The organism is Mannheimia sp. E30BD (assembly GCF_041807785.1).
GTDB lineage: Bacteria > Pseudomonadota > Gammaproteobacteria > Enterobacterales > Pasteurellaceae > Mannheimia.
In genome coordinates, this window is sequence record NZ_JBGTYX010000006.1 from 37,367 (window position 1) to 62,058 (window position 24,692).

Below are 24,692 nucleotides of genomic sequence, written 5' to 3' on the forward strand. Positions count from 1 at the left end.
GCCAAGTAATCACTTGGCTATTTTCATTTACAACCAGAACCAGTAACCAATTCCGGCAATCACTAATATACAAAGCAAGTCGATTTTATAAGACTTGAGCATATCTTTTTGTCTAACCAAACCTGTTCTGTAAACAATGGCATTAGGTGGTGTTCCTACAGGCAACATAAAGGCACAAGATGCCCCAAGTCCGATTATCAGAGCAAAACCTAACGGATTAATATTCAATGCTTCTGCAATAGAAATAAATATCGGTACAAGTAGGGCTGCACTAGCAGTATTTGAAGTAAACTCCGTTAAGCAGATAATAAAGGCAGCAATAATTAAGCACACAATAAAATAATGTTTGCCTTCAATTAAAGAAATAATGCCTTCCGCCATAATTCGGCTCGCCCCTGTATGACTAAGTACGACACTTAAGTGTTAGTCCTCCACCAAAGAGAAATAGTATTCCCCCATTCTGTATTTTCTTGAATTTGTTGCCAACTTACCACTTTTGTGACACAGAGTAACAAGGAAGCAACGAGTGCGATAATACTATCAAAGTTGCCAATATTAGCTTTTAAGCCTAAAAAACTTGAGATAAGAGGATTAATTACACTACTTAGCATCCAGCAGCACGCAATGAAAATAAAAATACCCAGCGTAATAATGCGTTGTCTATTAAAGTTAATTTGTTCAAACCCAAACTCAAAATCTTGGTTAAATCTAGGCTTGAAAGTGAGATATAAAATAAAAATTACCAAGGGTAAAATAATCAACATAACCGGTAAGCCATACATCATCCAATCAGAAAATGTAAGGTGTAACTGAGAGGCAGCAATCGCATTTGGTGGGTTCCCGACTAACGTCCCCATTCCGCCGATACTTGCACTATACGCAATCCCAAGTAAGACGAAAGTATAAGTATTACGTTCCGATTCTCTGTCCATTTTACTAAGAATACCTAATGCAAGGGGTAACATCATTGCTGCAGTTGCAGTATTACTCATCCACATTGATAAATAAGCAGTCACGGCAAATAAATAGAGTACCGCAATAAATAGTTTCCCCTTTGCCAGCGCCATAATTTTATTCGCAATCATTTTATCAATTTTTTGGATATGCAATGCTGCAGCCAATGCAAAACCACCAAAGAATAAAAAAATGGTTGGATCAGCAAAGGCACTTAATGCTTCTTTTGAAGTAACTACCCCTAATGCAATTGCTAACACAGGCACAAAAAGAGCAGTAATAGTAACGTGAACTGCTTCCGTGAGCCATAAAATAGCCACGAAAGCTAAAATAGCTAATCCTTTAGTTGGCTCAGGCTCAAAAGGCAGGACCTTGAGTAAGGTAAAGAACAAAACAACATCCGCTAAAAAAATTGCTATATCTCGGCAATTTTTTTCTTTTGTTCTAAAATAAGTGCATTATTCTCCATTGAATGTCCTTAAAAACTCTAGTAATACCTAAATGGTTGTATCTTAACTAAATTAGAATGCTCTGCGATAAAAAGCGAATAAAAATATGAGTTAAGTCAAAAAGATTGAGAATAAAAAAGCGAGTATTTCTGCCCGCTTTCGAAAGTGTCATTATAATTGCAAAATTTTCTCAAAATCAGACCGCTTACAATGGAACATATTCAACATCTAAGTCTAATAAGGATTTCGCTAGGGCTTTTGTCATCGCTCTACTACTCAATGCTCCTTCTGCTTCGGCTAATACCATTCGCTCAATAGGCACATCGGCTAATCCTAAAAATAGCCGATAATTCAACGCACTTTGTAATGGTAAAAAAGTTGGATTGAACGCCGCATTTTCGGCATATTTTCCAAAAATAATACGCTCGCCCACTTGCAATGCGATTCCGCTAAAGGCTTTGCTATAAGGGGCGTAAGAGGTATTTGCGGCGACAATAGCGGCTTGTTGTAATTTATCGCCTGTAACCTCAAATTGCTGCGGCTGGTTGTCAAACAAGACTTTTTCAATGCCTAAATCTTTTGGTCCGAAACTATCTGGCAAGTAGTTATGTAATAAATTGTCTTGGCTATGTGGTAAATGGACTTTTAGATTTTCTGCTCCATTAAGTTCATTCATAAATTGACGGCAATGTCCGCAAGGGGTGTAATTAACCACTACATCAGTAATTAAGGTTTCGCCTGCAAGCCAAGCGTGAGAAATCGCACTCTGCTCAGCGTGAACCGATTGTTGCATACTTTCTCCAGAAAACTCTTGGTTCGCTCCGAAGTAGAAATCCCCTCGTTTTCCAATTGCAACCGCCCCTACATTAAAATGAGAAACGGGCGTAACTGCATAGCAAGCGGCAATTGAAATGCAAAATAGAGCTAATTCAATGCGAGAACGTTTGAATTGTCCGCACAGTTCATCAACAACCTCATAAGATAACTGCCCGTGAAAATCTTGCTTGATAAGTTGTTCAATCACGGTTTTTGTGATTTCACACTTTTTCTCCGCCATTAATTGTTCAAAACGTTCTGAAATTTCTGTACGAAACATATTACAACCTCCGGTTAATGTTTTTTATAGCTACAAATCAGTATGCCTGCCGTAATCAGTACAGCACTAATAATATGGTAAGTATGCACCACTTCATTTAATAAAGTAATGCTAAAAATAGCGGCAAATAGTGGCGTAAAGTTTGTCATTACTGTCCCTTTGGCTGAACCAACTATCGCAATGCCAAAATTCCAAAAAGCATAAGAGAGAATAGACGGCCCGATAACTAAATAACCTATACCATTCCATTGTAAAGCGGTCAAATTTGCTAAATTTTTTGCAGATTCTGTTACATACTCATAAATAAAGAAAGGCGTTAGAGTAATAACCGCTAAACCAACCAACACGGTAAGAAACACCGTATTACTTATGCCTTGAGGACGTAATCGAATTACACAGCAATAAACCGCCCAACTTACCGTAGAAGCTATTGCCCATAAATCGCCTTTATTAATTGAAAGGCTAAATAAGCGAGAAAGCTCCCCTTGCATTAAAAGCCAAGCTACGCCGAACAAGCTAATGATTGCCCCCGTTAAAATAATTGGGCTGATTTTCTCTTTGAAAGCAAGTCGATTTAAAAACAGTACCAACACGGGCGAAATGGCTAAATAGAGGCTGGCATTAAGTGCGGTTGTAGTTTTTAAGCCTTCGTATAAAGTAGCCGGAAATAAAATAACGCCAAGTAACCCTAACACCCACATCACACCTAAACGAGATTTTAATAAAGGTATCGCCCCTAGTGTTGGACGAAAAAAGATCAACGCTAAAATTAAAAATGCAGGAAGCCAGCGTAAATAAGTTAAAGTGATGGGCTGAATTGAGCCACTTAACACTTTGCCTAATACAAAATTTCCACCCCAGAAAAGGGTTGCGATAATTAAACTGAGATAGCCAAATTTCAGTGATGATGAAGTCATTGCTGACCTCGTTCCACAATCACGCCCACACTACTTGCTTGAGCTACCGCCTTTGGTTTATGTAGTTCAATGCGAATCCAAGCAAGTTGGTACTCTTTTTGTAATAATTCCGCTAGTTGATGAGCAACGGTTTCCACTAATTTGAAAGGTTGCGACTCAACAAAATGAATTACTTTTTCCGACACTTCCGCATAATTGAGGCAATATTGCACATCGTCAGTTTCAGCAGCTTTGGCGAAATCCCACTCCATATCAATATTAAATACCAAACGTTGTTTGATGGTATGCTCCCAATCGTAAGCCCCGATAGAAGCGAAAGTGGTCAGCTCTCGAATAAAAACTTTATCGCTCATTGTTTCGTCCTGTTTTATTTTGCGAATTTCTGTAAAATATAGCACAAGATAAATTTAATCAGGAAAATTTATGACTTTAATTCCCTATTTATTGATCTTGATTGCCTATTTGCTAGGCTCAATTTCAAGTGCGGTGATTTTCTGCAAACTTGCCGGCTTGCCAGACCCACGAGAAGTTGGCTCACACAACGCTGGGGCAACCAATGTGCTACGCATTGGCGGAAAAAGTGCTGCATTGGGGGTGTTGCTATTCGATATTTTAAAAGGCACATTGCCTGTTGCGATGGGAATTTATTTTGGCTTATCGCCTTCCGAATTAGGCTTTATCGCATTAGCGGTGTGTTTGGGGCATATCTTCCCTGTTTTCTTTCAATTTAAAGGTGGAAAAGGTGTTGCTACCGCATTTGGGGCAATTTCTGCATTAAGTTTTGTGGTAGCCGGCGGGGCGATTGGCACTTGGCTTTTGGTGTTTTTGATTTCGGGCTATTCGTCTTTAAGTGCCGTACTGACTGCTCTAATAGTGCCGTTTTATATTTGGTGGTTTGAGCCACAATTTACTTTCCCGGTTGCCTTAGTTTGCTGTTTATTGGTTTACCGCCATCACGACAACATTCAGCGTTTATGGCGAGGGCAAGAAGATAAAGTGTGGGATAAATTGAAGAAAAAGAAAGCATAAAAAGAAACAGGCATCATTTAATGGTGCCTGTTTTGTTTTATTCGTAGGGGCAGGTCCTGTACCTGTCCGTAAATATTCTCGGGCGGGCACAGGACCTGCCCCTACATTTATTTTGCAAATTATTACAAAAATCCAACCGCTTATTACACTGCTAAATCCGCTTCATCGCCTCGATTTTGCAACCATTGCTTGCGATCTTCCGCTCGTTTTTTACCGAGTAGCATATCCATAATTTCAAAGGTGCTAATTTCGCCTTCTTCCACATCAACGCTTTCATCAAAGGTTAATTGCACTAAACGGCGAGTGCTTGGATCCATCGTGGTTTCACGCAACTGGCTTGGGTTCATTTCGCCTAAGCCTTTAAAACGTTGTACATTCGGCTTGCCTTTTTTCTTTGCAAGGCGAGCCAAAATCGCCTCTTTTTCTGCCTCATCTAAGGCATAATGCACTTCATCTTTACCGATATCGATACGATAAAGCGGCGGCATTGCCACATAAACGTGTCCGTTTTTTACTAATTGCGGGAAATGGCGAAGGAACAAGGCACAAAGTAATGTCGCGATGTGTAAACCGTCTGAATCCGCATCGGCAAGAATACAGACCTTACCGTAACGTAACTCTTCTAAATTATCACTATCAGGATCAATACCTAATGCAATCGCAATATCGTGAACTTCTTGCGAAGCCAATACTTGGTCTGATGAAACCTCCCAAGTATTTAAAATCTTACCACGCAGAGGAAGAATAGCTTGATACTCTTTATCACGAGCCTGTTTTGCTGAACCGCCAGCAGAATCCCCTTCCACTAAAAACAGCTCAGTACGGCTTAAATCTTGAGCGGTACAATCTGCTAATTTACCTGGTAAGGCTGGTCCGCTGACTAATTTTTTACGCACCACTTTTTTCGCCGCACGCATACGACTTTGAGCAGAACTAATCGCCATTTCCGCAATCAGTTTACCCGTTTGCACGTTTTGGTTTAACCATAAACTAAAGGCATCTTTTAATGTATTATCTACATAGCTTGAGGCTTGGCGAGAAGATAAACGCTCTTTCGTCTGCCCAGCAAATTGTGGCTCTTGAATTTTGAGCGAAAGCACATAAGCACAGCGATTCCAGACATCATCAGCAGTTAATTTAATGCCTTTCGGCAATAAATTATGAATTTCGCAGAACTCTACCATCGCTTTTAATAAACCGTTACGCAAGCCATTAACGTGCGTACCACCTTGTGCGGTTGGGATTAAGTTTACATAGCTTTCCGCTACTAACTCGCCGCCTTCAGGCAACCACGTTAAAGCCCAACTTACCGCTTCCGTTTCAGCGGTTACATCACCAATAAATGGTGGATTTGGCACGGTTTCATAGCCATTTAAGGCTTCGGTTAAATAATCAGATAAACCATCTTCGTAGTACCAAGTTTCTTCGGTATTGTTGATTTTATCAATGAAGTTGATAGTTAATTTCGGGCAAAGTACCGCTTTTGCACGCAATAAGTGGCGTAAACGGCTGACTGAAAAACGTGGGCTATCAAAATATTTCGGATTTGGATAAAAACGAACAGTTGTGCCTGTCTGTTTTTTCGGGCAAGTGCCGATAACCGTTAGCTCTTCGACTTTTACACCATTAGCAAAAGCAATAGAATAAATCTCGCCTCCACGTTTAATCTGAATTTCAACACGCTCAGAGAGAGCATTTACCACTGAAATCCCTACCCCGTGCAAACCGCCCGAGAACGTATAGTTTTTATTCGAGAATTTACCGCCAGCGTGCAGTTTTGTTAAGATAAGTTCAACGCCTGAAATTTTCTCTGTTGAGTGAATATCCACAGGCATTCCTCGCCCGTTATCCACCACTTCTAATGAATTATCGGTGTGAAGAATAACATCAATTTTATCTGCATAGCCCGACAACGCCTCGTCCACACTATTATCAATTACCTCCTGCCCTAAATGGTTTGGGCGTGTGGTATCAGTGTACATTCCCGGACGAAGCTGCACAGGTTCAAGATCTTTCAGAACGGTAATTTCATCCGCCCCATAGCGTTTTTCTGACATTATTCTTTCTCTTAGGCTACAAAATAAAATAAGGCTGAATTTTAAGAAAATTTAGCCTATTTTGCAAAAATTTGTGGAAAAATGACCGCTTGTTACATTACTCATATCTCCCACTATCCGCCAATTTTTGCAGAAATTTCATCATAGGCTGCATTTTATTGGTGTCGTAAAAGCGTGTCATTTTACTGTCGTAACTACGTTTTAATCGTGCTGGAATACTTACTACAGGCAAACCGTGACTTAAAAGAAAACCATTCATCATTAATTGAGCTGTGCGTTTATTACCATCGTAAAAAAATTGATGTTTAGCACATTGTAAAAATAGCCAAAATGCTTTGGTGTGAACATCAGCCTCTAGTTGCTGAAATTCTTTCATCATTTGCTCAAAAACAGTATCTAATTCTTCTGCTTTAGGGGGGATATATTTTTCAACACCTGCAATATAAACTTGCCCCGTTCTAAAACAGCCAACAATTAATGCCTCATTTTCAGCTACAATTTGATTAAAATGGATAAAATTCGCTTTAGTTAGCGTAAAAGTACCTTGTTTAATTTGTGAACGGAGCTCTTCCCAAGCCTTTGAAACTCGTAATACTTGTTCTTGATCAGATAATTTCCTTCCGCCAACAGTAATACCATCTAAGAGAGTTTTAACCTCACTATAAGTGTAAGGATTTCCCTCTAATTTAGTCATATTGTAAACCAATTCAGAGTGCATTCTGGTGGAAGAAAATAAGGCTTTTTTTTGGTTATTTGTCATAATTTTTACCTATAGACTAAAGTCATTCTATTTTACTGCATTTTTAGCTTAATGATCCCTCAACCCATTCAAAATTGAACACTCAGGGCTGTTGTTGCCACAGCAAGTGCGGCTCCAGCTTCTGAGTAATTTAAGCATTTCGTTTAAGTCATTTATTTTTTGTTCCAGCTCTGCAATATGTTGCTCGGTAAGCTTTTTTACCTCTCTACTGGTGCGGTTTGGGTTGTCGTTTAGTTTCAATAATTCGGCAATTTGCACAAGTGAAAAGCCGACTTTTCTTGCATTACCAATAAAAAACAATCGATCTAAATCCGCTTCATTATAAAAACGATAACCCGATTGTGTGCGAGCTGGAACCGGGAGCAGTCCTGCTTTCTCATAGTCTCGAATTTGTTTGGTAGATAGCCCTGTTTTTTCGGCGGCTTGGCTAATGTTCATATTCCCTCTTGACTTTAACCTAAGGTTAAACCTTATTATATCCTCGAATAACCACTCAACATAGGAGAAAATAATGGCAATCAAATTACAATTAGACGGATTACATTGTGGTAACTGCGTGAAAAGTGTCGAAAAGGCTTTAAATGACGTTTCGGGAGTAACGCAAGCTATCGTAACCTTAGAAAATCAAACAGCGGTAGTTGAAGGCGAAGTTTTGGCTGAAGATTTAATTGCAACAGTTGAAGATATTGGTTTTGGAGCGAAATTAGCATAATGACCGAACAACAGCTTTTAATTGATGGAATGCACTGTGCTGCTTGTGTTCGCCGAGTTGAGAAAGCATTGCTTAAAGTAGAAAACGTCAGTTTTGCCTCTGTTAATCTTGCTGATCAAACCGCTTTTGTGCAAGGAAATGCTAATTCAGAAGCATTAATTGCCGCTGTTACTAAAATTGGTTTTGTGGCAGAGATATTAGAAAGCGAGGAAGAGCGTAGAGCCAAGCTGCAAGCTCAAACTAAACGTGTGCTAAGCCATAAGCGTACACAATTTATCGTGGCTCTTGTTGCAGGCTTTGCGTTGATGGTGTTTGGCTTTTATAAGGGTATGCAGATTACCGAAAACAATCGCTCGCTTTGGCTTGTTTGGTCTCTCATCACGCTTGCTACAATGTATTTTTCGGGCAGAGAATTTTTTTCGGGGGCTTATAACGCCCTTAAAAATAAATCTGCCAATATGGACGTGTTAGTCGCCATAAGCACAGGCACGGCTTGGCTTTATTCATTTTGGCTTACGCTGTTTCCACAGCCAAATGCTCACGTCTATTTTGAAGCGAGTGTGATGATTATCGGCTTTATCAATTTAGGCAAATACCTTGAACTTAAAGCCAAGCAACGCTCTTCCCTTGCATTGGAAAAACTGCTCGATCTCGCCCCGAAACAAGCGGTCATTTTTGAAGAAAATATTGCAAAAACTATTCCAGCCAAAGGCATTAAACCTGAAATGCGAGTGCAAGCCTTAACGGGTGATCGCCTAGCGGTTGATGGCATTTTAGAAAATGGCTCAATTTGGGTTGATGAATCAATGCTGACAGGCGAAGCCTTGCCGATTGAGAAAAAAATAGGCGATAAAGTCCGAGCTGGCACGCTGGTGCAAGATGGTTCAGGGGTTTATATTGCCGAGCAAGTTGGTTCTCAAACTGCTTTAGCTCGTGTGATTCATGCCGTTCGCCATGCCCAAAGTAGCAAACCACCACTTGCTCAATTTGTTGATAAAGTCGCCGCTGTATTTGTGCCTGTAGTTATTTCTATTGCATTATTTGCTGCTTTAATTTGGCTTCTTGTCGGGAAAGATTTCGCCTTTGCACTTTCCATTTTTACCACCGTGCTGATTATTGCTTGCCCTTGTGCCTTAGGGTTAGCCATTCCACTTTCAACCATTGCAGGGGTAGCTCGTGCGGCTGAATTCGGTGTATTAGTGAGAAATATTCAAGCCTTACAAGCAGGGAGTGAAATTGATACTCTAGTTTTCGATAAAACAGGCACGCTCACCACAGGGCAAATGGAGGTTACGGAAGTTATTACCTTCAATAATTTTGATAGAAATGATTTGATTACTCTTGCCAAAAGTTTAGAGCAGCACGCCTCTCACCCCATTGCGAAAGCGATTGTAAAATTTGCGGAAAATTATCCCTCTCTTGATGTCAATGAAATTCAAGTGGAGAAAGGATTGGGCATTCGAAGCAAGGTGGGAGAAGATAGAGTTAAAATCGGCAATGCCTCATTTGTAAATTTTTCGGAAAAAACAACCGCTTGTACTGCCACACTTATCTATATTGCAGTTAATGATGAAATAATTGGCAGAATTTCGGTGCAAGACCAACTTCGCCCTGAAGCGAAAGAAACAATTCAACGGTTCCAAGCTGAAGGTTATCAATGCCTAATGCTTACAGGCGATCGCCAAGAAACCGCTGATTATTTTGCCAAAGAGCTGGGCTTAAATGGCGTGATTGCTGAAGTCTTACCCGAACAAAAAGCGGAGAAAATTCGAGCGTTGCAAGCAGAAGGAAAAAAAGTGGCGATGATTGGCGATGGCATTAATGATGCCCCAGCCCTTGCTCAAGCGAATGTGGGAATTGCAATGCATAATGGATCAGATATTGCGGTGGAAACTGCCGATCTTTCTCTGATGAAAAGCGGATTAGCACCTGTAAGCCAAATTTTACCCTTCTCAAAACGAGTGCTAAAAAATATGAAACAGAGCCTGCTAGGTGCATTCATCTACAATGTGGTTGCGATTCCTGTGGCAGCAGGAATGCTTTATCCGTTTACTGGTTGGCTGCTCAACCCAGTGATTGCTGCGGTTGCGATGACATTATCTTCTATTACGGTAGTGCTGAATAGCCAAAGACTGTTGAAATAATTCAAGCGGTTGGATTTGCAAAAAAATTTACAAATTCAACCGCTTGTCTTAATTAATCCGCTAAAAACAACGGCCCTAACGCCGTTTTCGGAATACCAAAATGTTCTGGATAATGCACTTCGACTAAATACAAGCCTTCTGCTTTCGCTGTAGGCGCTGCGATTTCTCGATTGCGTTGTTCTAACACCCACTTTGCCCATTCTACAGGCTGTCTGCCTTGCCCGATTTCAAGCAAAGTGCCAACAATATTTCTTACCATATGATGCACAAACGCATTCGCTTGGATATCCACAATCACATAATTGCCTTGTCGAGAAACATTTAAATGGTGGATATTCCGCCACGGTGTGTTTGATTGGCATTTTGCCGCACGGAAAGAGGAGAAATCATTCTCGCCAAGCAAATATTGCCCAGCTTGGTGCATTTTCTGTTCATCAAGTGGGAAATGAAAATGGGTAACGCCTTTTGGCAAAATGGCTGAACGCAGTTTGCTGTTAAAAATAATATAACGATAGCGGCGAGCTGTTGCACTAAAGCGAGCATGAAAATCCTCACTCACTTCCACCGCCCATTTCACCGCAATATCCTCGGGCAAATGAGCGTTAGTGCCGAAGCACCAGCTTTGCAGAGGTCGATTAGCATTCGTTTCAAAATGTACCACTTGTCCTGTGCCGTGCACGCCAGCATCGGTTCTACCAGCACAGAACACTTCCACAGGCGAATTGGCAACAACAGAAAGGGCTTGTTCTAATTTTTGCTGTACGCTTTCAACTGATTCTTGCTTCTGCCAGCCAAAATAGCGGCTGCCGTCATACTCAATGCCTAATGCGATTTTCATTTTTAATCCTAAAAAAGAGGGCGAAAGATTTTTCGCCCTAGCAATTACTGATTTAATAAGCCTAAAAACTCTTTGCGGGTTTCTCTATCTTCTAAGAATACACCACCAAAGGCTGAGGTAACCGTATAGCTGTTGGTATCTTTTACCCCACGACATTTCACGCAAAAGTGCGTTGCTTTTACATAAACGGCAACATCATCGGTTTCTAAAATCGTTTGAAACGCCGTTAGAATTTGTTCAGTAAAACGCTCTTGCACCTGTGGTCGTTGTGCAAAAAACTGTACAACACGATTAATTTTTGAGAGCCCAATCACCCATTTTTTTGGGTAATATGCCACTGCCACTTTACCATCAATGGTTACAAAATGATGTTCACACGTTGAAGTAAGGGTAATATCATCAACTAACACCATTTCGCTAACTTTCATTCGGTTTTCAATATTGGTAATTTTCGGGAAAGTCGCATAATCTAAGCCGCTAAAAATCTCGTCCACATACATTTTAGCTAAGCGATGCGGTGTTTCTTCTAAGCTGTCATCGGTTAAATCTAAGCCGAGCAACTCCATTATGGCTTGCATATGCTGTTGAATTTTCGCACGGCGGCTGTCTTTATCTTTTTTGTGTGCGACTGTTGGCGTTTCAATGCCTTTTGCCAATAAGGCTTGGCGAACTTTTTGAGCTTCAGGCGAAAGTTGATTTTCTACACTATTTAATTCGGGCGAGATCGTTGTCATTGGTTTTCCTCTCAAATACAAGCGAAAGATTCTAACAAATTGACATCAAAAAAAATAGCTCTAAAATGGACTATTTCAGCCATCACTATTCTTTAAACTATGCGAAATATTCAGTATCTTTTTAATGCCGATCTCATTCCTGAAGAGCAGGCAGAATTTGTGCAATCTTTACTAAATTGCAAAACATTTGAAAATTCTGACCGCTTGCTAGGCTTCTCTAAAGGGAGAGGTACAACGTGGTTTTTAAATACAGTGCCAGAACTCGGCATTAATGTGGTGCTACGCCATTATTATCGAGGTGGTTTGTTTGGCAAATTCGTTAAAGATAGCTATGTTTTTACCCGTTTTGAAAACACAAGAGCCTATAAAGAATTTTTCTTGTTACAGCAAATGTTGGCGTGGGGACTACCTGTGCCTCGTCCTGTTGCGATTAAAGTAGAAAAATCGTTGTGTTGCTATCGTGCTGATATTTTGCTGGAAAAATTAGAGAATACGCAGGATTTAAGCAAGATTTTGCAAACCCAATCTTTATCAAATGAGCAATATGAACAAATCGGAGCATTAATTCGCCGTTTGCATAATCATCAAGTTCATCATTCTGATTTGAATATTCACAATATTTTATTAGACAATGACGGCACATTTTGGCTGATTGATTTTGACAAATGCGGCATTGAACAAGGCGAAAGCTGGAAACAAAGTAATTTAGATAGGCTGCTACGTTCGTTTAAAAAAGAACAAAGTCGGTTGAATATCCTGTTTAATGAGGAAAATTGGCAGGCGGTTTTGAGGGGATATTCTCGCTAAAATAACCAAATGATAGCGTAAGCGTCCACGCTTGTGCTTTTAGAGTTAAGTTAATGGCACAAGCGTGGACGCTTGCGCCATCAAATCCCAAATAAAAAGATGATTAATTACTTCACTTCACGGATCATAATTTCAGATGGAATTACACTTCCTTGCCAGTAAAGCTCAGCAGCCACTTTTTCGGCTAAGGCTAAATAGGCTTGGCTGATTTCGTGTTCTGGGGCTGCGACAACCGTCGGCACGCCGCTGTCTAAATCTTCACGCAGGCGAATATGTAGTGGCAGTTGTGCTAATACTTGCGTGCCATATTTTTGTGCGATTTTATCTGCCCCACCTGTACCGAAAATTGCCTCGTGATGTCCGCAGTTTGAGCAAATGTGCATTGACATATTTTCAATCACCCCCAACACTGGCACAGACACTTTCTCAAACATTGAAATGCCTTTAATTGCATCTAATAATGCAATATCTTGTGGTGTGGTAACCACTACTGCCCCTGTTACAGGAATTTGTTGTGAAAGGGTAAGTTGTATATCGCCTGTACCCGGTGGCATATCAATAACCAAGTAATCCAATTCATTCCACCAGGTTTCATTTAGCAGTTGGCTTAATGCACTACTTGCCATCGGCCCACGCCAAATGGTCGCATTGTCTTCGTCCATTAAATAACCAATAGAATTTGATTGCAAACCGTGAGCGGTAATTGGCGTGATATGTTTGTTATCAGGCGAGGTTGGGCGTTGGTCTTTTGCCCCAAGCATATGTGGAATAGACGGGCCGTAAATATCCGCATCTAAAATCCCGACTTTTGCCCCTTGTGCTTGTAATGCAAGCGCTAAGTTTACTGAAGTGGTTGATTTACCTACCCCACCTTTACCTGAGGTTACGGCAATAATATTTTTTACCCCATTTACTGCTGGGTGCTTGTTTGCACGTTTTAAGGTAGCAATTTGGTAATTTAATACCCATTTTACACCACTTGCAGCTGTTGCTTGCTTCAGTTTTTCTTCCGTTTCTGCTTTTAATGCAGCAAAAGCCGTGTTCCACGCAAATGGCATTGTAATTTCAATGCGTAAAATGCCACCACCTAGTTCTGCTTTTTTGAAAGCATTAAGGGCAATCAGATCTTTTTGCAATGTTGGGTGAGCAAATTGTTGTAAAATACTTTTAATTTCAACAAGTTGCTGTTCGTTTAGTTGGTTCATTGATTAATCCTTTTGTTCCGAAATACGTTTTAAATCCTTGCTATAAATTACTTCGCTATCGTTGCTTAAATCAATACCCAAAAGGGAGGAAACTATGCCCACTCGGTGTTGATACTGAAATAATGGCAATACCGCAACATCACTATAAAGCTGCTCGTTAATCTCTGTAATCAAGAGTGAGCGTTGTTCTTGGGTTAGCGTTTCTGTTTGTAATTGATTTAACTTTTCATCAACAAGCTCATTTTTATAGCCAGAGTGATTATCCGGGCTTGATGAATGAAATTTCTGCAAAAAGATAAGCGGCTCAGGGTAATCTGCACACCAGCCAGAGCGGATTAGTTGATAATCTTTCTGCTTACGTAATTGATTAGCCGTCTGCCAATCCACCACTTTCGGTGTAATATGAAATAGATCTGATTGCGATAAGGTACGATTAATCTGGTTTGCAATATCGCTATTCATCTCACTATCATCGTACAGCAAGGTAAGTTTTAAAGGCTCGTGTAAACTCACGCCTGCTTTCATTAACAGTTGCTCGACAATAATTGGCTGCCACTGTTTTTCCCTATCTTTTACTAAATTATGTGGAATAACTGACTGGCTCGGAATACCGTAATCTACCCCAATATTTGCCGAAGCCACCATCGCTCTTAATGCCTCACGAACTTCTTTCTTACCAAGCTGTTCATCGTTAAAGTTAAATTCATAATAATATGAGCATAAACGTGGAAACTTGGTGATATTCGTTTTCTGACTTAGCAGTGGGTTTTCTACAATATCAAACGGCGAATAATTTTGAATTGTGGTAATTAGATTGTACTCGACGGTTTGAAACGGCACATTTTCAGAACGTGCTTGCAGCACCAATCTTTTCTCTGCTATTTGTTTGATTTGGTAAGCCGCATTACTGATAAAGCCAACAGCATTAGGATCTTCGCCTTGATAAGTCGGTAGCAATGCAACGTGTGCCAACATTTCAGGTAGTTGACGATTTGGCTGGCTAAGGCGAATTTCTAGCGTATGATCATTTAATGCAGCAACACCCAATTCCGAAGCTGGTTTTTGGTGTTCTGCAATCGCTTTAGCATTTTCAACCCCCATATAGATGAGATATTTTGCCAATGGCGAATGATTTACAGGATCAATTAAACGTTGCCAGCTTGCCACAAAATCTTGTGCAGTAACCGCTTTACCATTCGACCAAGTGGCTTTATCGTCTAAAATAAATAACCACGATTTTTCATCTTCTGTAAACCAATTTTGTGCAATGGCCGGCACAACATCGCCCTTTGCGTTGTATGCCATTAAACCTACTAATAAATCGCGTAGCGGCGCGGCATCAGCCGATACTTTTACTTTATGCGGATCAAGCTGGAAAACCGCAGAATAAATAGCCCGCTTGAGTTTGGTGCTACTTGTCTGGCTTTCAACAGACGGTTGAGAAATCGGTTTCGGGCTATTTAATTTATCACAAGAGGTAATTAGCAAAACACAAGCGGTCATTTTTACAAATTTTTTTGCAATTTTAACCGCTTGTAATAATTTCAACATAAGCATACTCAACAATGTTATTTAACAAAAAGTGCAGGGAACAATGTTATTTAACAAAAAGTGCAGGGAACAATGTTGTTAAACCTGCCACAATAATTTCAATACCGAGAGCCATTAGAATTAACCCCATAATACGGGTAACCACATTTGATCCTGTCTTGCCTAATTTTTTCACTAACGGAGCGGAATAACGGAATAAAATATAACATATTAACGCAAAAATAATGATGGCAATGCTAAAGCCGAGGTAGTCTTCCCAAGTATGATAGCGTGTTCCCCACACAATAGTTGAGCCTATTGCTCCCGGTCCTGCCATAATTGGCATTGCAAGTGGCACAACACCGATATTTTCATATTCGGTAACATCTTCGTTTTTCTCTTCTTTATTTTGCTTGTGTTCGCCGAGCTTACCACTAATCATCGTCATTGCTATGCTGACAATCAAAATACCACCTGCCACTCTAAAAGAACTTAATGAAATACTAAAGGCATTTAAAATTAGGTTTCCAAAGTAAAGGCTGACTAATAAAATCACACCAATAGAAACAGCGGTAATAAGACTAGTTCGGTTTCGCTCCCCTTCGTATTGATGGGCTGTCATACTGAAGAAAATAGGTAAAGAACCAAATGGATTAACAATAGCAAACAACCCAATGAAGAATTGGAGGTAGATGGCGAAATTAACAACGATATCCACAGAACTTTCTCAAAAACAATATTTCTGCGTTATTATATCGGTTAATTAGGGCTGATACAAACCAAAAGCACCCACTGTGAAAACGGGTGCTTTTGCTTGATTATTTAATTAGTGTGATGAACCTGACGAAAAGTTATCTTCATTCACGTCAATAGAGGCTTTTGCTCGAAGAGCTTTCAATAACTCATTACGCAGCATTAATCGGTTAGCTTGCTCAAATTGTGGGGCAATAGCTTTAAATTGTTCAGTGTCCCCCTCTACAATTTTATCTAATGCTACAATCACAACATCACCTTTTTGGTTACGGGCAATTTGGTAAGCCGGTTTATTTTGCTCTTTCTTCATTGCAAATACGGTTTGAGCTAAGGTAGGATTTTCCACTTCTGACTGCATATAAACTAATGTTTGTGGAGCATTAAATTTCACATCGGCTGTTTTACCTTCATTTAATGCTTTTACGCTCTCTTCTGCTTTAGATAATAACGCCTTCTCCGCTTTCTCTGCTTTCACAAAGTTTTCAACCGCTGCTTTTGCTTCTTCTAACGTTTGCGGGCGTTCTGCTTCGTACTCACTAACACGCACAAATAGTGTTTGTGGAGCGGTTTCTGTGCCGATATCTAACGCATCAGAGTTTTGTTTATTTTGGCGTAACTCGCCTTCAAATAACGCTTTTAATACTTTCTCATTCTGTAATGCAGCAGGCACATTTGCACGAGTAAATTGCTCGGTTTTTTGCACCTTAACATTACCTGCTTTTGCCACTTCTTCCAGTGAAGAATTATTTTCAAACGCTCTGTTTGCCATTTCACGAGCAATAGTTGAATATTCGGTTAATACTAATTCTTGACGAATAGTTTGAGCAATATTGTCTTTCACTTGAGCCAACTCAATTGCTTGTTCCGGCTTACGTTCTAATACTTTGATAATGTGGTAGGCATTATCTACTTTAACAGGATTACTTACTTGCTCGGCTTCTAAATTGACTACTGCATCTTCAAATGCTTTCGGGAAAGTACCTGCTTTTGCCCAACCTAAATCACCGCCATTATTCGCTGATAGTGTATCTGCTGATTTTGCTTTTGCAACAGCGGCAAAATCTGCCCCACTTTTCAGCTCTTGCTCAACGGCTTGAGCTTCTGCTTCCGTTGCAACTTGAATATGTGCTAAATGAGCTTCGCCTTTAGTCACATAATCGCCTTTATTACGATCATAATAGGTTTGAATTTGCTCATCAGTAATCTCTACTTGGCTTTCGACATCTTTTGGCGAAAGGGTTACATATTCAACCGTTAATTTCTCAGGAGCTAATAACTTAGCTTTATTCGCATCATAATATGCTTGTAATTCTTCTTGTGAAGCGGTCTGATTTTCCATTTCTTTTGCAATTGAAAACTCAGCCAAACGCATTTCACGTTGCTGTAACAATAATTTAGCTAATGTTTCTTGCTGTGCCGGCACCGTAAAATCACTACTTACAATCCCTTCTTGAATTTGAGATTGCAACATACCTTCGTTTACGATTGCCGCATAAGCATCAGGGCTTAAATTATTGTGGCGTAAGGTTTGTTGATATAATTCGTTACTAAATTTGCCGTCTTGCTGGAACATTTGGCTATTTACAATTTCAGATTTGATCTGTTCCGCACTTATTCCTAATTTTAGATCTTTCGCATATTGACGTAACAATTCTTCATCAATCAAGCTATCAAGTACCGATTGATGAAATTGTTTTGCATATTCAGGGTTATCCATTAAATCCCAAAAACGGCTACCCATCTCGGTATTTAAAATATTTTGTTGGCGATTAACTGCATTATTAAAAAGCTGTTGGCTAATTTCTTCGCCATTTACTTTCGCAACAGAATGATCTGCCATCATAAAGCCTGTACCCACTCCACCAATAACAAATGAAAGTGTGATTAATGCAAAAACAATTTTAAACACCGGTCCTTTTGACCGCTCGTGCATCGATTCAATCATTTAAAAATTCCTAACAACTAAAAAATTGCCGTAGATTATACTCTTTCTAACATTAGAAATAAATTGCAAATTTTTATTGAAATTTGACCGCTTTCTCTTTAAAATCCGCAGTTCATGTCATAGCTGAGTTAGAGATCGGCTATTGATGTATTATCAACCCTTAACAAAAAGGAAATTAAAATGTCTCTAAGCGTAGAAGCAAAAGCAAAAATAGTTGCTGAATTTGGTCGTGATGCAAAAGATACAGGTTCTTCTGAAGTTCAAATTGCATTATTAACTGCACAAATCAACCACTTACAAGCACACTTTGCTGAGCATAAAAAAGATCACCACGGTCGTCGTGGTTTATTACGTATGGTTTCACGCCGTCGTAAATTATTAGACTACTTAAAACGTACTGATCTTGCTAAATATTCAGAAACTATCGCACGTTTAGGTTTACGTCGCTAATTTCAAATATTAGATATGAGAGCCGAGCTGAAAAGTTCGGCTTTTTTATAAATTTTATTCGAGGAAAAATTATGGCTTTTGCGTCATTATTTACTTTATTAGATGATATTGCTGCCGTGCTTGATGATGTGTCTATTATGACTAAAATGGCAGCGAAGAAGACCGCCGGTGTCATTGGCGATGATCTCGCCTTAAACGCCAATCAAGTAAGCGGAAAAAATGTACTTCCGGAGCGTGAGCTGCCAATTGTTTGGCAAGTAGCGAAAGGGTCATTTATTAACAAAGTGATCTTAATTCCATTGGCATTACTCTTATCATTTTTTCTGCCACAATTAATTATTCCATTATTAATGATTGGTGGAGCTTATTTGTGCTTTGAGGGGGTGGAGAAATTACTTCATCACTTCTTCCATAAAGGTGAAGACAATCCTAAAGAAGAACTGTCCGAAAAAGATAAAATCAGAGGGGCTATTCGTACCGATTTTATTTTATCCGCCGAAATTATCATCATTGCTTTAGGCGTATTACAAGAATCTTCCACATTAACTAAGATTTTATCGCTTTCTGTCATCGGTATTGGCATTACCGTATTTGTGTATGGTTTAGTGGCATTAATCGTAAAATTAGATGATATCGGTTTATGGCTGATTCAAAAGAAAAGTGCATTCTTACAAGCGGTCGGAAAAGGCTTATTATTTACAATGCCTTGGTTTATGAAAGGGCTTTCTGTTATTGGTACTATCGCAATGTTTTTAGTTGGTGGCGGTATTTTTACCCATAATTTGCCAGTGATTCATCATTTTGTTGAAACATTGAATATTAACCCAAACCTTTCATTTTTGGTTGATTTAGTGGTTGGTATCATTGTAGGTGCTATTGCTTGTGTAATTATCTTACCCCTTATAAAAGTATTTTCTAAAAAGAAAGTACACTAAAACATAAAAGCGTTGGTTTCTCAAAACCAACGCTTTATTTTTAAATTGCTTTTGCAAAATATAAATCAATTTTACTCAATTCTACCATTTTATTAACGTAATCTAACACTTTTGGCGGGAATTGAATGCCTTTCACACAGGTTAAATTTCTAAGCATTGGGAAGACGATAATATCTTCGAGAGATAATTCGCCATTCAATGCTTTTTCTGATTTAATCAGATCGGATAACTCATTAATTAATGACTGAACAGCAGCAAGGTATTTGTCCGTTTCTGCTAAATTTTGTGCAAAATCACCTATACTTTCTGTTTTTTTCTTCACAAAATAATCAATTGCACTTTGTTTTTCAAATTCAGCTAAGTCTAATTTCACGAAACGAGGGAGCAATAAATGATTGTAAACTTTTGATAATTTACTTACCCACTCTTCAATTTCAGAGCGAATGCTCTCTTCAATAATCGGATTTCCGTAATGTGTATCAACATAACGTACGATATCTAAACTTTCAGGCATTGCAGTATCATCTTCTTTCACTAAAATTGGCACAACTTTTTTGCCTACTAAGCTAACAGGCGTGGCTTCGTCATCATTTGCCACCATTATTAGCTCTACGGGTAAATCTTTTAATCCAAACACCATTCTAGCCCTTACACAATATGGGCAGTGATCGTAAACGTATAATTTCATAACAACTCCTTTGAAGTGAAAATACAAAAATAGCAGGAAAAACCTGCTATTTCTTTACATTATAACGGTTTCACATTATCTACATTTTCAGGCAATGCGAGAACTTCATCTGGTTTAGGTAGAACGTCCATATTGACTTGCTTGAGGTTCTCTTCACGAATACGGTTTGCAAGTATATGGTCATTGGTTTGCTCTGCAACGTGTAATGCCATAATGCGGTCATCAGGCTGGCATTCATCGTGGGCTAATAATAACTCAAACTGCATTTTAGCTTTTGCATATTCACTATTACGAGTGTAAATATAGCCTAAAGCTCTTGCATAATCATCGGTATATTTAACATCGGCTTTATCTGCACGTTTAGTTAATACTTTCACTAACTTGCTATCAGAAGCCACTTGCAGACGAGTTAATTGTAGGAATAATCCGTGTAATTGCTCATTTTCAAATTTTTTCAAGGTTTCTAACGCAATGTCTTCTGCAGATTGATGATCATCGCTATCAATTAAGCGTTTAATCACACCAACACGGCTATAAACAGATTTACGGCGGCGGTTTGGCTGATTTTCCCACCAAGTGAGTAAGCCTTCTTGACCTTCCTCTTGTAAGCGTTCATCTTGTAAACCATCATCAACAAACTGTTCTAATTCCGCATACTCTACAGGCGTTAAGAAATTACGTTGCCCTACTTCTGATAATAATCTATCTAACGCAATATAAGCTCTCGACTCTCTATAGATTTGAATGGCTAAGCGCAATACTTCATCATTGTGCGGAGCTAGCTCTAATAAGCTATCAATCGCTGTTCGAGCAGCAGGTAATTTACCTTGCTGTAATAAGATTTTGGTGCGAGCTAGCTCAACCGCAACATTATTTGGCCCTGCAATTTCAGTCGCTTTAATTAAGTATTTATTTGCTGCTAAATCATCACCATTTTGTTGAGCCGCTTCAGCCGCTTTAATCAGATTCAGTACAGGTTCATCGGCGTGTTTTGCATTTTTACTAAATAATTTTTCTGCTTTAGAGTAGTTACCCTCACTCATACGCATTAAGCCTTCAAGGGTTTCTTGTTGAGCTTTTTTATGCTTGCGTGTTGAGAACCAGTCATAAGCACCGCTACTCATACGACAAATTTTAGTGAAAATCCATTCAAGTAGATACACTACCGCCATCGCAACAACAAAGAACACCACAAGCATTACAATACTCATCTCGATAACTGTAGTTGCCGTTTCAATTCTGACGTAACCTTGATTACCTGAAATATAAGGCCCTGCAATTAAGCCTGCCAATAATAAAAGCATTAAAAAGAGCGTTCTAAACATAATTTAATTCTCCTTTTAGTTATTATTGTGCAGAAGGAGTAGGCTGTTCAGACACTGCTTCTGGTTTAGCCTCTTCTGTTTCTGCCGGTTTCACAGGAGCTGTCTGCTCTTGCTTCACAGGTTCTGCTTCTTCCGTTTTTACAGGTTCTGTTTGCTCCAATTCTTTCTCAGCTTGAATTTCGACTTTCTCAATCTGCTGAGGTGCTTTATTAATTTGCTGAGATAGCACTTTCAAACTTTGTAATGAATCCGGAGCATCAACATAGATTGTTTGTTCTGCTAAATCATCAACTTCTTTTAAGAAATTTTGTACATTTTCGTTTGAAGTATCGAAATAACTTCTTACCCAAGACCCCACTGTTTGCAGTGATTTTTTATAGAATTCACTTTGCTGGCGAGGAATTGCTAAAATTGCAACTTGTAAGCGTAAACGGATATTCTCACGCAAGTAAATCTCTTGGTTAGGTGCAACAAAGGCTTTTTCATCAGCAACGTTACGTTTAGATACACGAATAAAATGATCTAAGAACGAACTTGCACTTTTCTCTAGGTTTTTCTCCCAATCTGCAATTGAATCACTTACTTGACCCTCTGCAATTGCAGCTTGCGATTGTTCGCTTTCTAAAATCGGTAAATCATCTAATCGGTTAGTTAAATTCGCTACACGCTGCATTAGCGCATTTTGATCAATGTTGTTGATACTATTTAACGTATTTAAATCAGCCTTAATTGCTTCACGCACATTTGTTGCACTTGGTACTTCAGCTAAAACTTGATCAGCTTCTAACAACAGATTTTTTGCTGTATTAATATCATTATCCAATACCACTTTACGAGCAGCATTGTTTAACAAAAAATCAGCTTCTGATAATAACCAAAAGGTATTATCCGAATCTGATGTATTATTTAATTTTTGCAGTTGTAACTGTAAACCATTAATTTGCTGAGTGTAACTGCTTTGTGCGTTTTCAAGCTCTTTAATGCGGTCTAATGCTTTTTGATAATTAGTTGAAAGTTCTGCAATTTGTGCCTTTTCATTATCAAAGTTTGGCATTTCAAGAGCGATTTGATCAGGTGCTTGCTGATTTGCTTTAGCAGATAAAGCTTGAATTTGAGCTTCCACCTCATTAAATTTTTTATTCGCCATAAAATGACCAGCACCGCCCACTGCAAGTGCTACTAACAAGGCTAATAATGCTAAGCCTTTTCCGCCTGACTTCTGAACAATCACTTTTTCTTCAGTCACAACTTTTTCCTCTGTCGGGATTTTCTCTCTTAGCGGTACTTCTTTCTCAATAATTGGTTTTTCTTCAATAATAGGCTCGTTCAAAATATCTTCCTCAATCTCATTTTTTGCAAAAGATTGTGTAGAATCGACCGCTTGTTGGTTTTCTACTACAACCTCCTCGGTTGTATTTTCTACTTTTTCAGGTACTTTTCTTGACTTTGACATACTCGCCCACCTTAGTTAGATTTGTCAATTTTAAATAATAATGTATTAATCAACGTTATATTATCGGCTTTATCCGATATAAAAATTTTATCTGATTGCCACCCCATCTGCTTGGCAATTTTGCTAATACGCCAGCTTACTACCACAAGATTACACTCAAATAGCCATTCTCGGCAATTTTCAGCTGTTTGTTCATAAAGGCTTTTTAAAATTTCACTACTGGTAATTATAATAGTATCTACGCCTAAACGCTTACAAACGCTGATTTTTTCTGGAATATCCACCGTAACAGGCTCTCTACGGTAGCACTCCAAATATTGAATGCTTGCCCCACGCAACATTGCCGTTTCAGCCAACAACTCACGCCCAGAATTTGCCCGCAAAATTAAAATCGTTTTATTGGTTAAATCTTGCATATCAGGCAACGCTAACACGCCTTCACTATTTTCTGATTCTAGCGGATAAATCACCGCTTGTTCAGCTTTTTCAGTAAAATATTTCGCCGTTCGTTGTCCTACCGCAAAATATTTTAAATCCGAACGAAAGTGAAATCCTGTATCTGTTAATGTTTTCACCGCATAATCTACCGCATTTGGCGAAACTACAAAAACATAATCGCCTGATTTAAGGAGAGATAACACAGAAGGCAATAATGGCAATTCGCTCCCTGCCTCAATCGTAAATAACGGCTGATGTACGGCAAAAATTTGTCGCTCATTGAGCATATCGACTAATTCTTGGCCCCGATTATCGGGGCGTGTTACAAGTACATTCATTTTATTTGATAGGATTTTCGCTATAAACTTCCGCTAAGATTTTATCTGCACCTTGTACAAGTAGCTGTTCTGCAACTGAAATACCTAGCTGCTCGGCATCATCTTTATGCCCTTTTGCAGAGGCACGAATAATCTGAGAGCCATCTAATGCGCCCACTAACGCATTTAGGGTAATTTCATCACCATCTAAGGTCGCATAACCACCAATCGGCACTTGGCAACCACCTTGTAATCGGGCATTCATTGCACGCTCTGCTATTACACAACAAGCGGTCGAATTATGATTTAATTTTGCAACATAATTAATCACACGCTCATCATTAACTCGAGTTTCAACCCCAACCGCACCTTGACCTGCTGCTGGTAACGATTGTTCAACTGAAATATAGCTACGAATTCTCTCTTGCAATCCTAAACGAATTAACCCTGCAGAAGCTAAAATAATCGCATCGTATTCGCCGTTGTCTAATTTACTTAAACGTGTTCCCACGTTCCCGCGCAGTGATTTCACCTCTAAATGTGGATATTTTGCCATTAACTGACACTGACGGCGTAAACTTGATGTGCCGATAATTGCCCCTTCGGGTAAATCATCTAAGCTATCATATTGGTTGGAAACAAAAGCATCACGCGGATCTTCACGCTCGCAAATAACAGTCAAGCCTAACCCTTCAGGAAAGCTCATCGGTACATCTTTCATTGAATGCACGGCAATATCAGCTCTGTTTTCCAATAAAGCTAATTCTAACTCTTTAACAAATAAGCCTTTTCCGCCGATTTTTGCCAGCGGTGTATCTAAAATCACATCGCCTTTTGTTACCATCGTAACCAGTTCGACAGATAATTGAGGGAAATGTTTTTCTAACTCATCTTTTACAAAATTAGCTTGCCATAAAGCGAGTGGGCTTTGGCGAGTTGCAATGCGTAAAATATCTTTCATAAATTCTAAAACTAAAACAGCATAATAAATGATTTATCCTACCACTTTTTGGCTTAACTGCCAAAAATAATCGCTGTTTTCTGTTTGAGTTTAATCAAAAAGCCAGCTTTTTCTTCAAAATTTCTTACATTCCAATTTTTATATTTTTATAGCATATATATCACTTTTTAAAAGTTTGACACAAATCAAATTAAA

General features: G+C 39.1%; 23 protein-coding genes and 1 pseudogene. 6 read left to right on the forward strand and 18 right to left on the reverse strand.

Translation table 11 applies throughout. From position 1 onward, the window contains the following. Positions 1–27: 27 nt before the first annotated feature. The 4 genes and pseudogenes from ACERCG_RS05470 to folB form a co-directional block, all read right to left on the reverse strand. Positions 28–1,373, reverse strand: a pseudogene (locus tag ACERCG_RS05470) (DASS family sodium-coupled anion symporter). Positions 1,374–1,608: 235 nt separating this feature from the next. Further along, positions 1,609–2,499 carry a cytidine deaminase gene (gene cdd, locus ACERCG_RS05475; RefSeq protein WP_373611046.1) on the reverse strand — a complete coding sequence of 297 codons (891 nt, stop codon included), beginning with the start codon at positions 2,497–2,499 and terminating at the stop codon, positions 1,609–1,611. 14 nt (positions 2,500–2,513) lie between these two features. Next, entirely contained in the window at positions 2,514–3,416 is a 903-nt protein-coding gene (locus tag ACERCG_RS05480; RefSeq protein ID WP_373611047.1) for a DMT family transporter, read from the reverse strand. Continuing rightward, a complete protein-coding gene (folB, locus tag ACERCG_RS05485; protein WP_373611048.1) occupies positions 3,413–3,769 on the reverse strand; it encodes a dihydroneopterin aldolase in 357 nt (118 codons plus the stop codon). Before folB ends, ACERCG_RS05480 begins: the two co-directional genes overlap by 4 nt. Before the next feature lie 70 nt (positions 3,770–3,839). Between folB and plsY the strand changes: the two genes are divergently transcribed. After that, positions 3,840–4,445 (forward strand): glycerol-3-phosphate 1-O-acyltransferase PlsY, encoded by a 606-nt coding sequence (plsY, locus tag ACERCG_RS05490; RefSeq protein ID WP_373611049.1) that lies wholly within the window; start codon positions 3,840–3,842, stop codon positions 4,443–4,445. A gap of 143 nt (positions 4,446–4,588) precedes the next feature. Here plsY and parE read toward each other — a convergent pair whose 3' ends face one another. From parE to ACERCG_RS05505, 3 genes are all read right to left on the reverse strand, one after another. Further along, a complete protein-coding gene (gene parE / locus ACERCG_RS05495) occupies positions 4,589–6,502 on the reverse strand; it encodes a DNA topoisomerase IV subunit B (RefSeq protein WP_373611050.1) in 1,914 nt (637 codons plus the stop codon). Between the two features lie 97 nt (positions 6,503–6,599). Continuing rightward, entirely contained in the window at positions 6,600–7,262 is a 663-nt protein-coding gene (locus tag ACERCG_RS05500) for a Fic family protein (RefSeq protein WP_373611051.1), read from the reverse strand. A 48-nt stretch (positions 7,263–7,310) separates the two neighbouring features. Continuing rightward, positions 7,311–7,700, reverse strand: coding sequence for a Cu(I)-responsive transcriptional regulator (locus ACERCG_RS05505; RefSeq protein ID WP_373611052.1), 390 nt, complete (start codon positions 7,698–7,700; stop codon positions 7,311–7,313). A gap of 73 nt (positions 7,701–7,773) precedes the next feature. Between ACERCG_RS05505 and ACERCG_RS05510 the strand changes: the two genes are divergently transcribed. Together ACERCG_RS05510 and ACERCG_RS05515 are read left to right on the forward strand one after the other, a co-directional pair. Beyond that, on the forward strand, positions 7,774–7,974 hold the full coding sequence (locus ACERCG_RS05510; protein ID WP_006251942.1) for a heavy-metal-associated domain-containing protein: 201 nt from the start codon (positions 7,774–7,776) through the stop codon (positions 7,972–7,974). Further along, positions 7,974–10,118, forward strand: a complete 2,145-nt coding sequence (locus tag ACERCG_RS05515) for a heavy metal translocating P-type ATPase (RefSeq protein WP_373611053.1) — start codon at positions 7,974–7,976, stop codon at positions 10,116–10,118. The genes ACERCG_RS05510 and ACERCG_RS05515 overlap by 1 nt, the downstream gene beginning before the upstream one ends. Before the next feature lie 52 nt (positions 10,119–10,170). Here the strand turns inward: ACERCG_RS05515 and truA are convergent, their stop codons facing one another. After that, the gene (gene truA / locus ACERCG_RS05520; RefSeq protein ID WP_373611054.1) at positions 10,171–10,956 is read right to left on the reverse strand and encodes a tRNA pseudouridine(38-40) synthase TruA; all 786 of its coding nucleotides are present in this window, start codon (positions 10,954–10,956) and stop codon (positions 10,171–10,173) included. 44 nt (positions 10,957–11,000) lie between these two features. After that, on the reverse strand, positions 11,001–11,690 hold the full coding sequence (gene folE / locus ACERCG_RS05525; RefSeq protein WP_373611055.1) for a GTP cyclohydrolase I FolE: 690 nt from the start codon (positions 11,688–11,690) through the stop codon (positions 11,001–11,003). Positions 11,691–11,789: 99 nt separating this feature from the next. Here folE and ACERCG_RS05530 point away from each other — a divergent pair, with 99 nt between their 5' ends. Next, a complete protein-coding gene (locus tag ACERCG_RS05530; RefSeq protein ID WP_159629428.1) occupies positions 11,790–12,497 on the forward strand; it encodes a 3-deoxy-D-manno-octulosonic acid kinase in 708 nt (235 codons plus the stop codon). A gap of 107 nt (positions 12,498–12,604) precedes the next feature. Here the strand turns inward: ACERCG_RS05530 and apbC are convergent, their stop codons facing one another. The 4 genes from apbC to ACERCG_RS05550 all read right to left on the reverse strand — a co-directional run bounded on the left by apbC (position 12,605) and on the right by ACERCG_RS05550 (position 17,930). Further along, positions 12,605–13,702, reverse strand: coding sequence for an iron-sulfur cluster carrier protein ApbC (apbC, locus tag ACERCG_RS05535; protein ID WP_159629427.1), 1,098 nt, complete (start codon positions 13,700–13,702; stop codon positions 12,605–12,607). A 3-nt stretch (positions 13,703–13,705) separates the two neighbouring features. Continuing rightward, the gene (locus ACERCG_RS05540; RefSeq protein WP_373611056.1) at positions 13,706–15,253 is read right to left on the reverse strand and encodes a peptide ABC transporter substrate-binding protein; all 1,548 of its coding nucleotides are present in this window, start codon (positions 15,251–15,253) and stop codon (positions 13,706–13,708) included. Between the two features lie 46 nt (positions 15,254–15,299). Next, entirely contained in the window at positions 15,300–15,950 is a 651-nt protein-coding gene (locus ACERCG_RS05545; protein ID WP_373611057.1) for a YchE family NAAT transporter, read from the reverse strand. A gap of 108 nt (positions 15,951–16,058) precedes the next feature. After that, positions 16,059–17,930 (reverse strand): SurA N-terminal domain-containing protein, encoded by a 1,872-nt coding sequence (locus tag ACERCG_RS05550; RefSeq protein ID WP_373611058.1) that lies wholly within the window; start codon positions 17,928–17,930, stop codon positions 16,059–16,061. A 180-nt stretch (positions 17,931–18,110) separates the two neighbouring features. On the opposite strand from ACERCG_RS05550, the gene rpsO reads away from it, so the two are divergent. Beyond that, on the forward strand, positions 18,111–18,380 hold the full coding sequence (rpsO, locus tag ACERCG_RS05555) for a 30S ribosomal protein S15 (protein WP_005597777.1): 270 nt from the start codon (positions 18,111–18,113) through the stop codon (positions 18,378–18,380). A 71-nt stretch (positions 18,381–18,451) separates the two neighbouring features. Beyond that, complete coding sequence (locus tag ACERCG_RS05560) at positions 18,452–19,315, forward strand: DUF808 domain-containing protein (RefSeq protein WP_373611059.1); 864 nt, start codon at positions 18,452–18,454, stop codon at positions 19,313–19,315. A gap of 40 nt (positions 19,316–19,355) precedes the next feature. Here the strand turns inward: ACERCG_RS05560 and grxB are convergent, their stop codons facing one another. Genes grxB through hemC form a run of 5 tightly spaced genes read right to left on the reverse strand, consistent with a single transcriptional unit; the run spans position 19,356 to position 24,497 of the window. Continuing rightward, positions 19,356–20,003 carry a glutaredoxin 2 gene (gene grxB / locus ACERCG_RS05565; RefSeq protein WP_373611060.1) on the reverse strand — a complete coding sequence of 216 codons (648 nt, stop codon included), beginning with the start codon at positions 20,001–20,003 and terminating at the stop codon, positions 19,356–19,358. A 59-nt stretch (positions 20,004–20,062) separates the two neighbouring features. Continuing rightward, a complete protein-coding gene (locus ACERCG_RS05570; RefSeq protein WP_373611061.1) occupies positions 20,063–21,328 on the reverse strand; it encodes a heme biosynthesis protein HemY in 1,266 nt (421 codons plus the stop codon). Between the two features lie 22 nt (positions 21,329–21,350). Continuing rightward, on the reverse strand, positions 21,351–22,781 hold the full coding sequence (locus tag ACERCG_RS05575) for a uroporphyrinogen-III C-methyltransferase (protein WP_373611062.1): 1,431 nt from the start codon (positions 22,779–22,781) through the stop codon (positions 21,351–21,353). Positions 22,782–22,792: 11 nt separating this feature from the next. Next, entirely contained in the window at positions 22,793–23,557 is a 765-nt protein-coding gene (locus tag ACERCG_RS05580) for a uroporphyrinogen-III synthase (protein ID WP_373611063.1), read from the reverse strand. A 1-nt stretch (position 23,558) separates the two neighbouring features. Further along, a complete protein-coding gene (gene hemC / locus ACERCG_RS05585) occupies positions 23,559–24,497 on the reverse strand; it encodes a hydroxymethylbilane synthase (protein WP_373611064.1) in 939 nt (312 codons plus the stop codon). Between the last annotated feature and the right edge of the window lie 195 nt (positions 24,498–24,692).

Bases quoted from the DNA above. Each gene is read 5' to 3' on its own strand.
- cdd (WP_373611046.1), bottom strand. From the start codon at position 2,499: ATGTTTCGTACAGAAATTTCAGAACGTTTTGAACAATTAATGGCGGAG.
- ACERCG_RS05480 (WP_373611047.1), bottom strand. From the start codon at position 3,416: ATGACTTCATCATCACTGAAATTTGGCTATCTCAGTTTAATTATCGCA.
- folB (WP_373611048.1), bottom strand. From the start codon at position 3,769: ATGAGCGATAAAGTTTTTATTCGAGAGCTGACCACTTTCGCTTCTATC.
- plsY (WP_373611049.1), top strand. From the start codon at position 3,840: ATGACTTTAATTCCCTATTTATTGATCTTGATTGCCTATTTGCTAGGC.
- parE (WP_373611050.1), bottom strand. From the start codon at position 6,502: ATGTCAGAAAAACGCTATGGGGCGGATGAAATTACCGTTCTGAAAGAT.
- ACERCG_RS05500 (WP_373611051.1), bottom strand. From the start codon at position 7,262: ATGACAAATAACCAAAAAAAAGCCTTATTTTCTTCCACCAGAATGCAC.
- ACERCG_RS05505 (WP_373611052.1), bottom strand. From the start codon at position 7,700: ATGAACATTAGCCAAGCCGCCGAAAAAACAGGGCTATCTACCAAACAA.
- ACERCG_RS05510 (WP_006251942.1), top strand. From the start codon at position 7,774: ATGGCAATCAAATTACAATTAGACGGATTACATTGTGGTAACTGCGTG.
- ACERCG_RS05515 (WP_373611053.1), top strand. From the start codon at position 7,974: ATGACCGAACAACAGCTTTTAATTGATGGAATGCACTGTGCTGCTTGT.
- truA (WP_373611054.1), bottom strand. From the start codon at position 10,956: ATGAAAATCGCATTAGGCATTGAGTATGACGGCAGCCGCTATTTTGGC.
- folE (WP_373611055.1), bottom strand. From the start codon at position 11,690: ATGACAACGATCTCGCCCGAATTAAATAGTGTAGAAAATCAACTTTCG.
- ACERCG_RS05530 (WP_159629428.1), top strand. From the start codon at position 11,790: ATGCGAAATATTCAGTATCTTTTTAATGCCGATCTCATTCCTGAAGAG.
- apbC (WP_159629427.1), bottom strand. From the start codon at position 13,702: ATGAACCAACTAAACGAACAGCAACTTGTTGAAATTAAAAGTATTTTA.
- ACERCG_RS05540 (WP_373611056.1), bottom strand. From the start codon at position 15,253: ATGTTGAAATTATTACAAGCGGTTAAAATTGCAAAAAAATTTGTAAAA.
- ACERCG_RS05550 (WP_373611058.1), bottom strand. From the start codon at position 17,930: ATGATTGAATCGATGCACGAGCGGTCAAAAGGACCGGTGTTTAAAATT.
- rpsO (WP_005597777.1), top strand. From the start codon at position 18,111: ATGTCTCTAAGCGTAGAAGCAAAAGCAAAAATAGTTGCTGAATTTGGT.
- ACERCG_RS05560 (WP_373611059.1), top strand. From the start codon at position 18,452: ATGGCTTTTGCGTCATTATTTACTTTATTAGATGATATTGCTGCCGTG.
- grxB (WP_373611060.1), bottom strand. From the start codon at position 20,003: ATGAAATTATACGTTTACGATCACTGCCCATATTGTGTAAGGGCTAGA.
- ACERCG_RS05570 (WP_373611061.1), bottom strand. From the start codon at position 21,328: ATGTTTAGAACGCTCTTTTTAATGCTTTTATTATTGGCAGGCTTAATT.
- ACERCG_RS05575 (WP_373611062.1), bottom strand. From the start codon at position 22,781: ATGTCAAAGTCAAGAAAAGTACCTGAAAAAGTAGAAAATACAACCGAG.
- ACERCG_RS05580 (WP_373611063.1), bottom strand. From the start codon at position 23,557: ATGAATGTACTTGTAACACGCCCCGATAATCGGGGCCAAGAATTAGTC.
- hemC (WP_373611064.1), bottom strand. From the start codon at position 24,497: ATGAAAGATATTTTACGCATTGCAACTCGCCAAAGCCCACTCGCTTTA.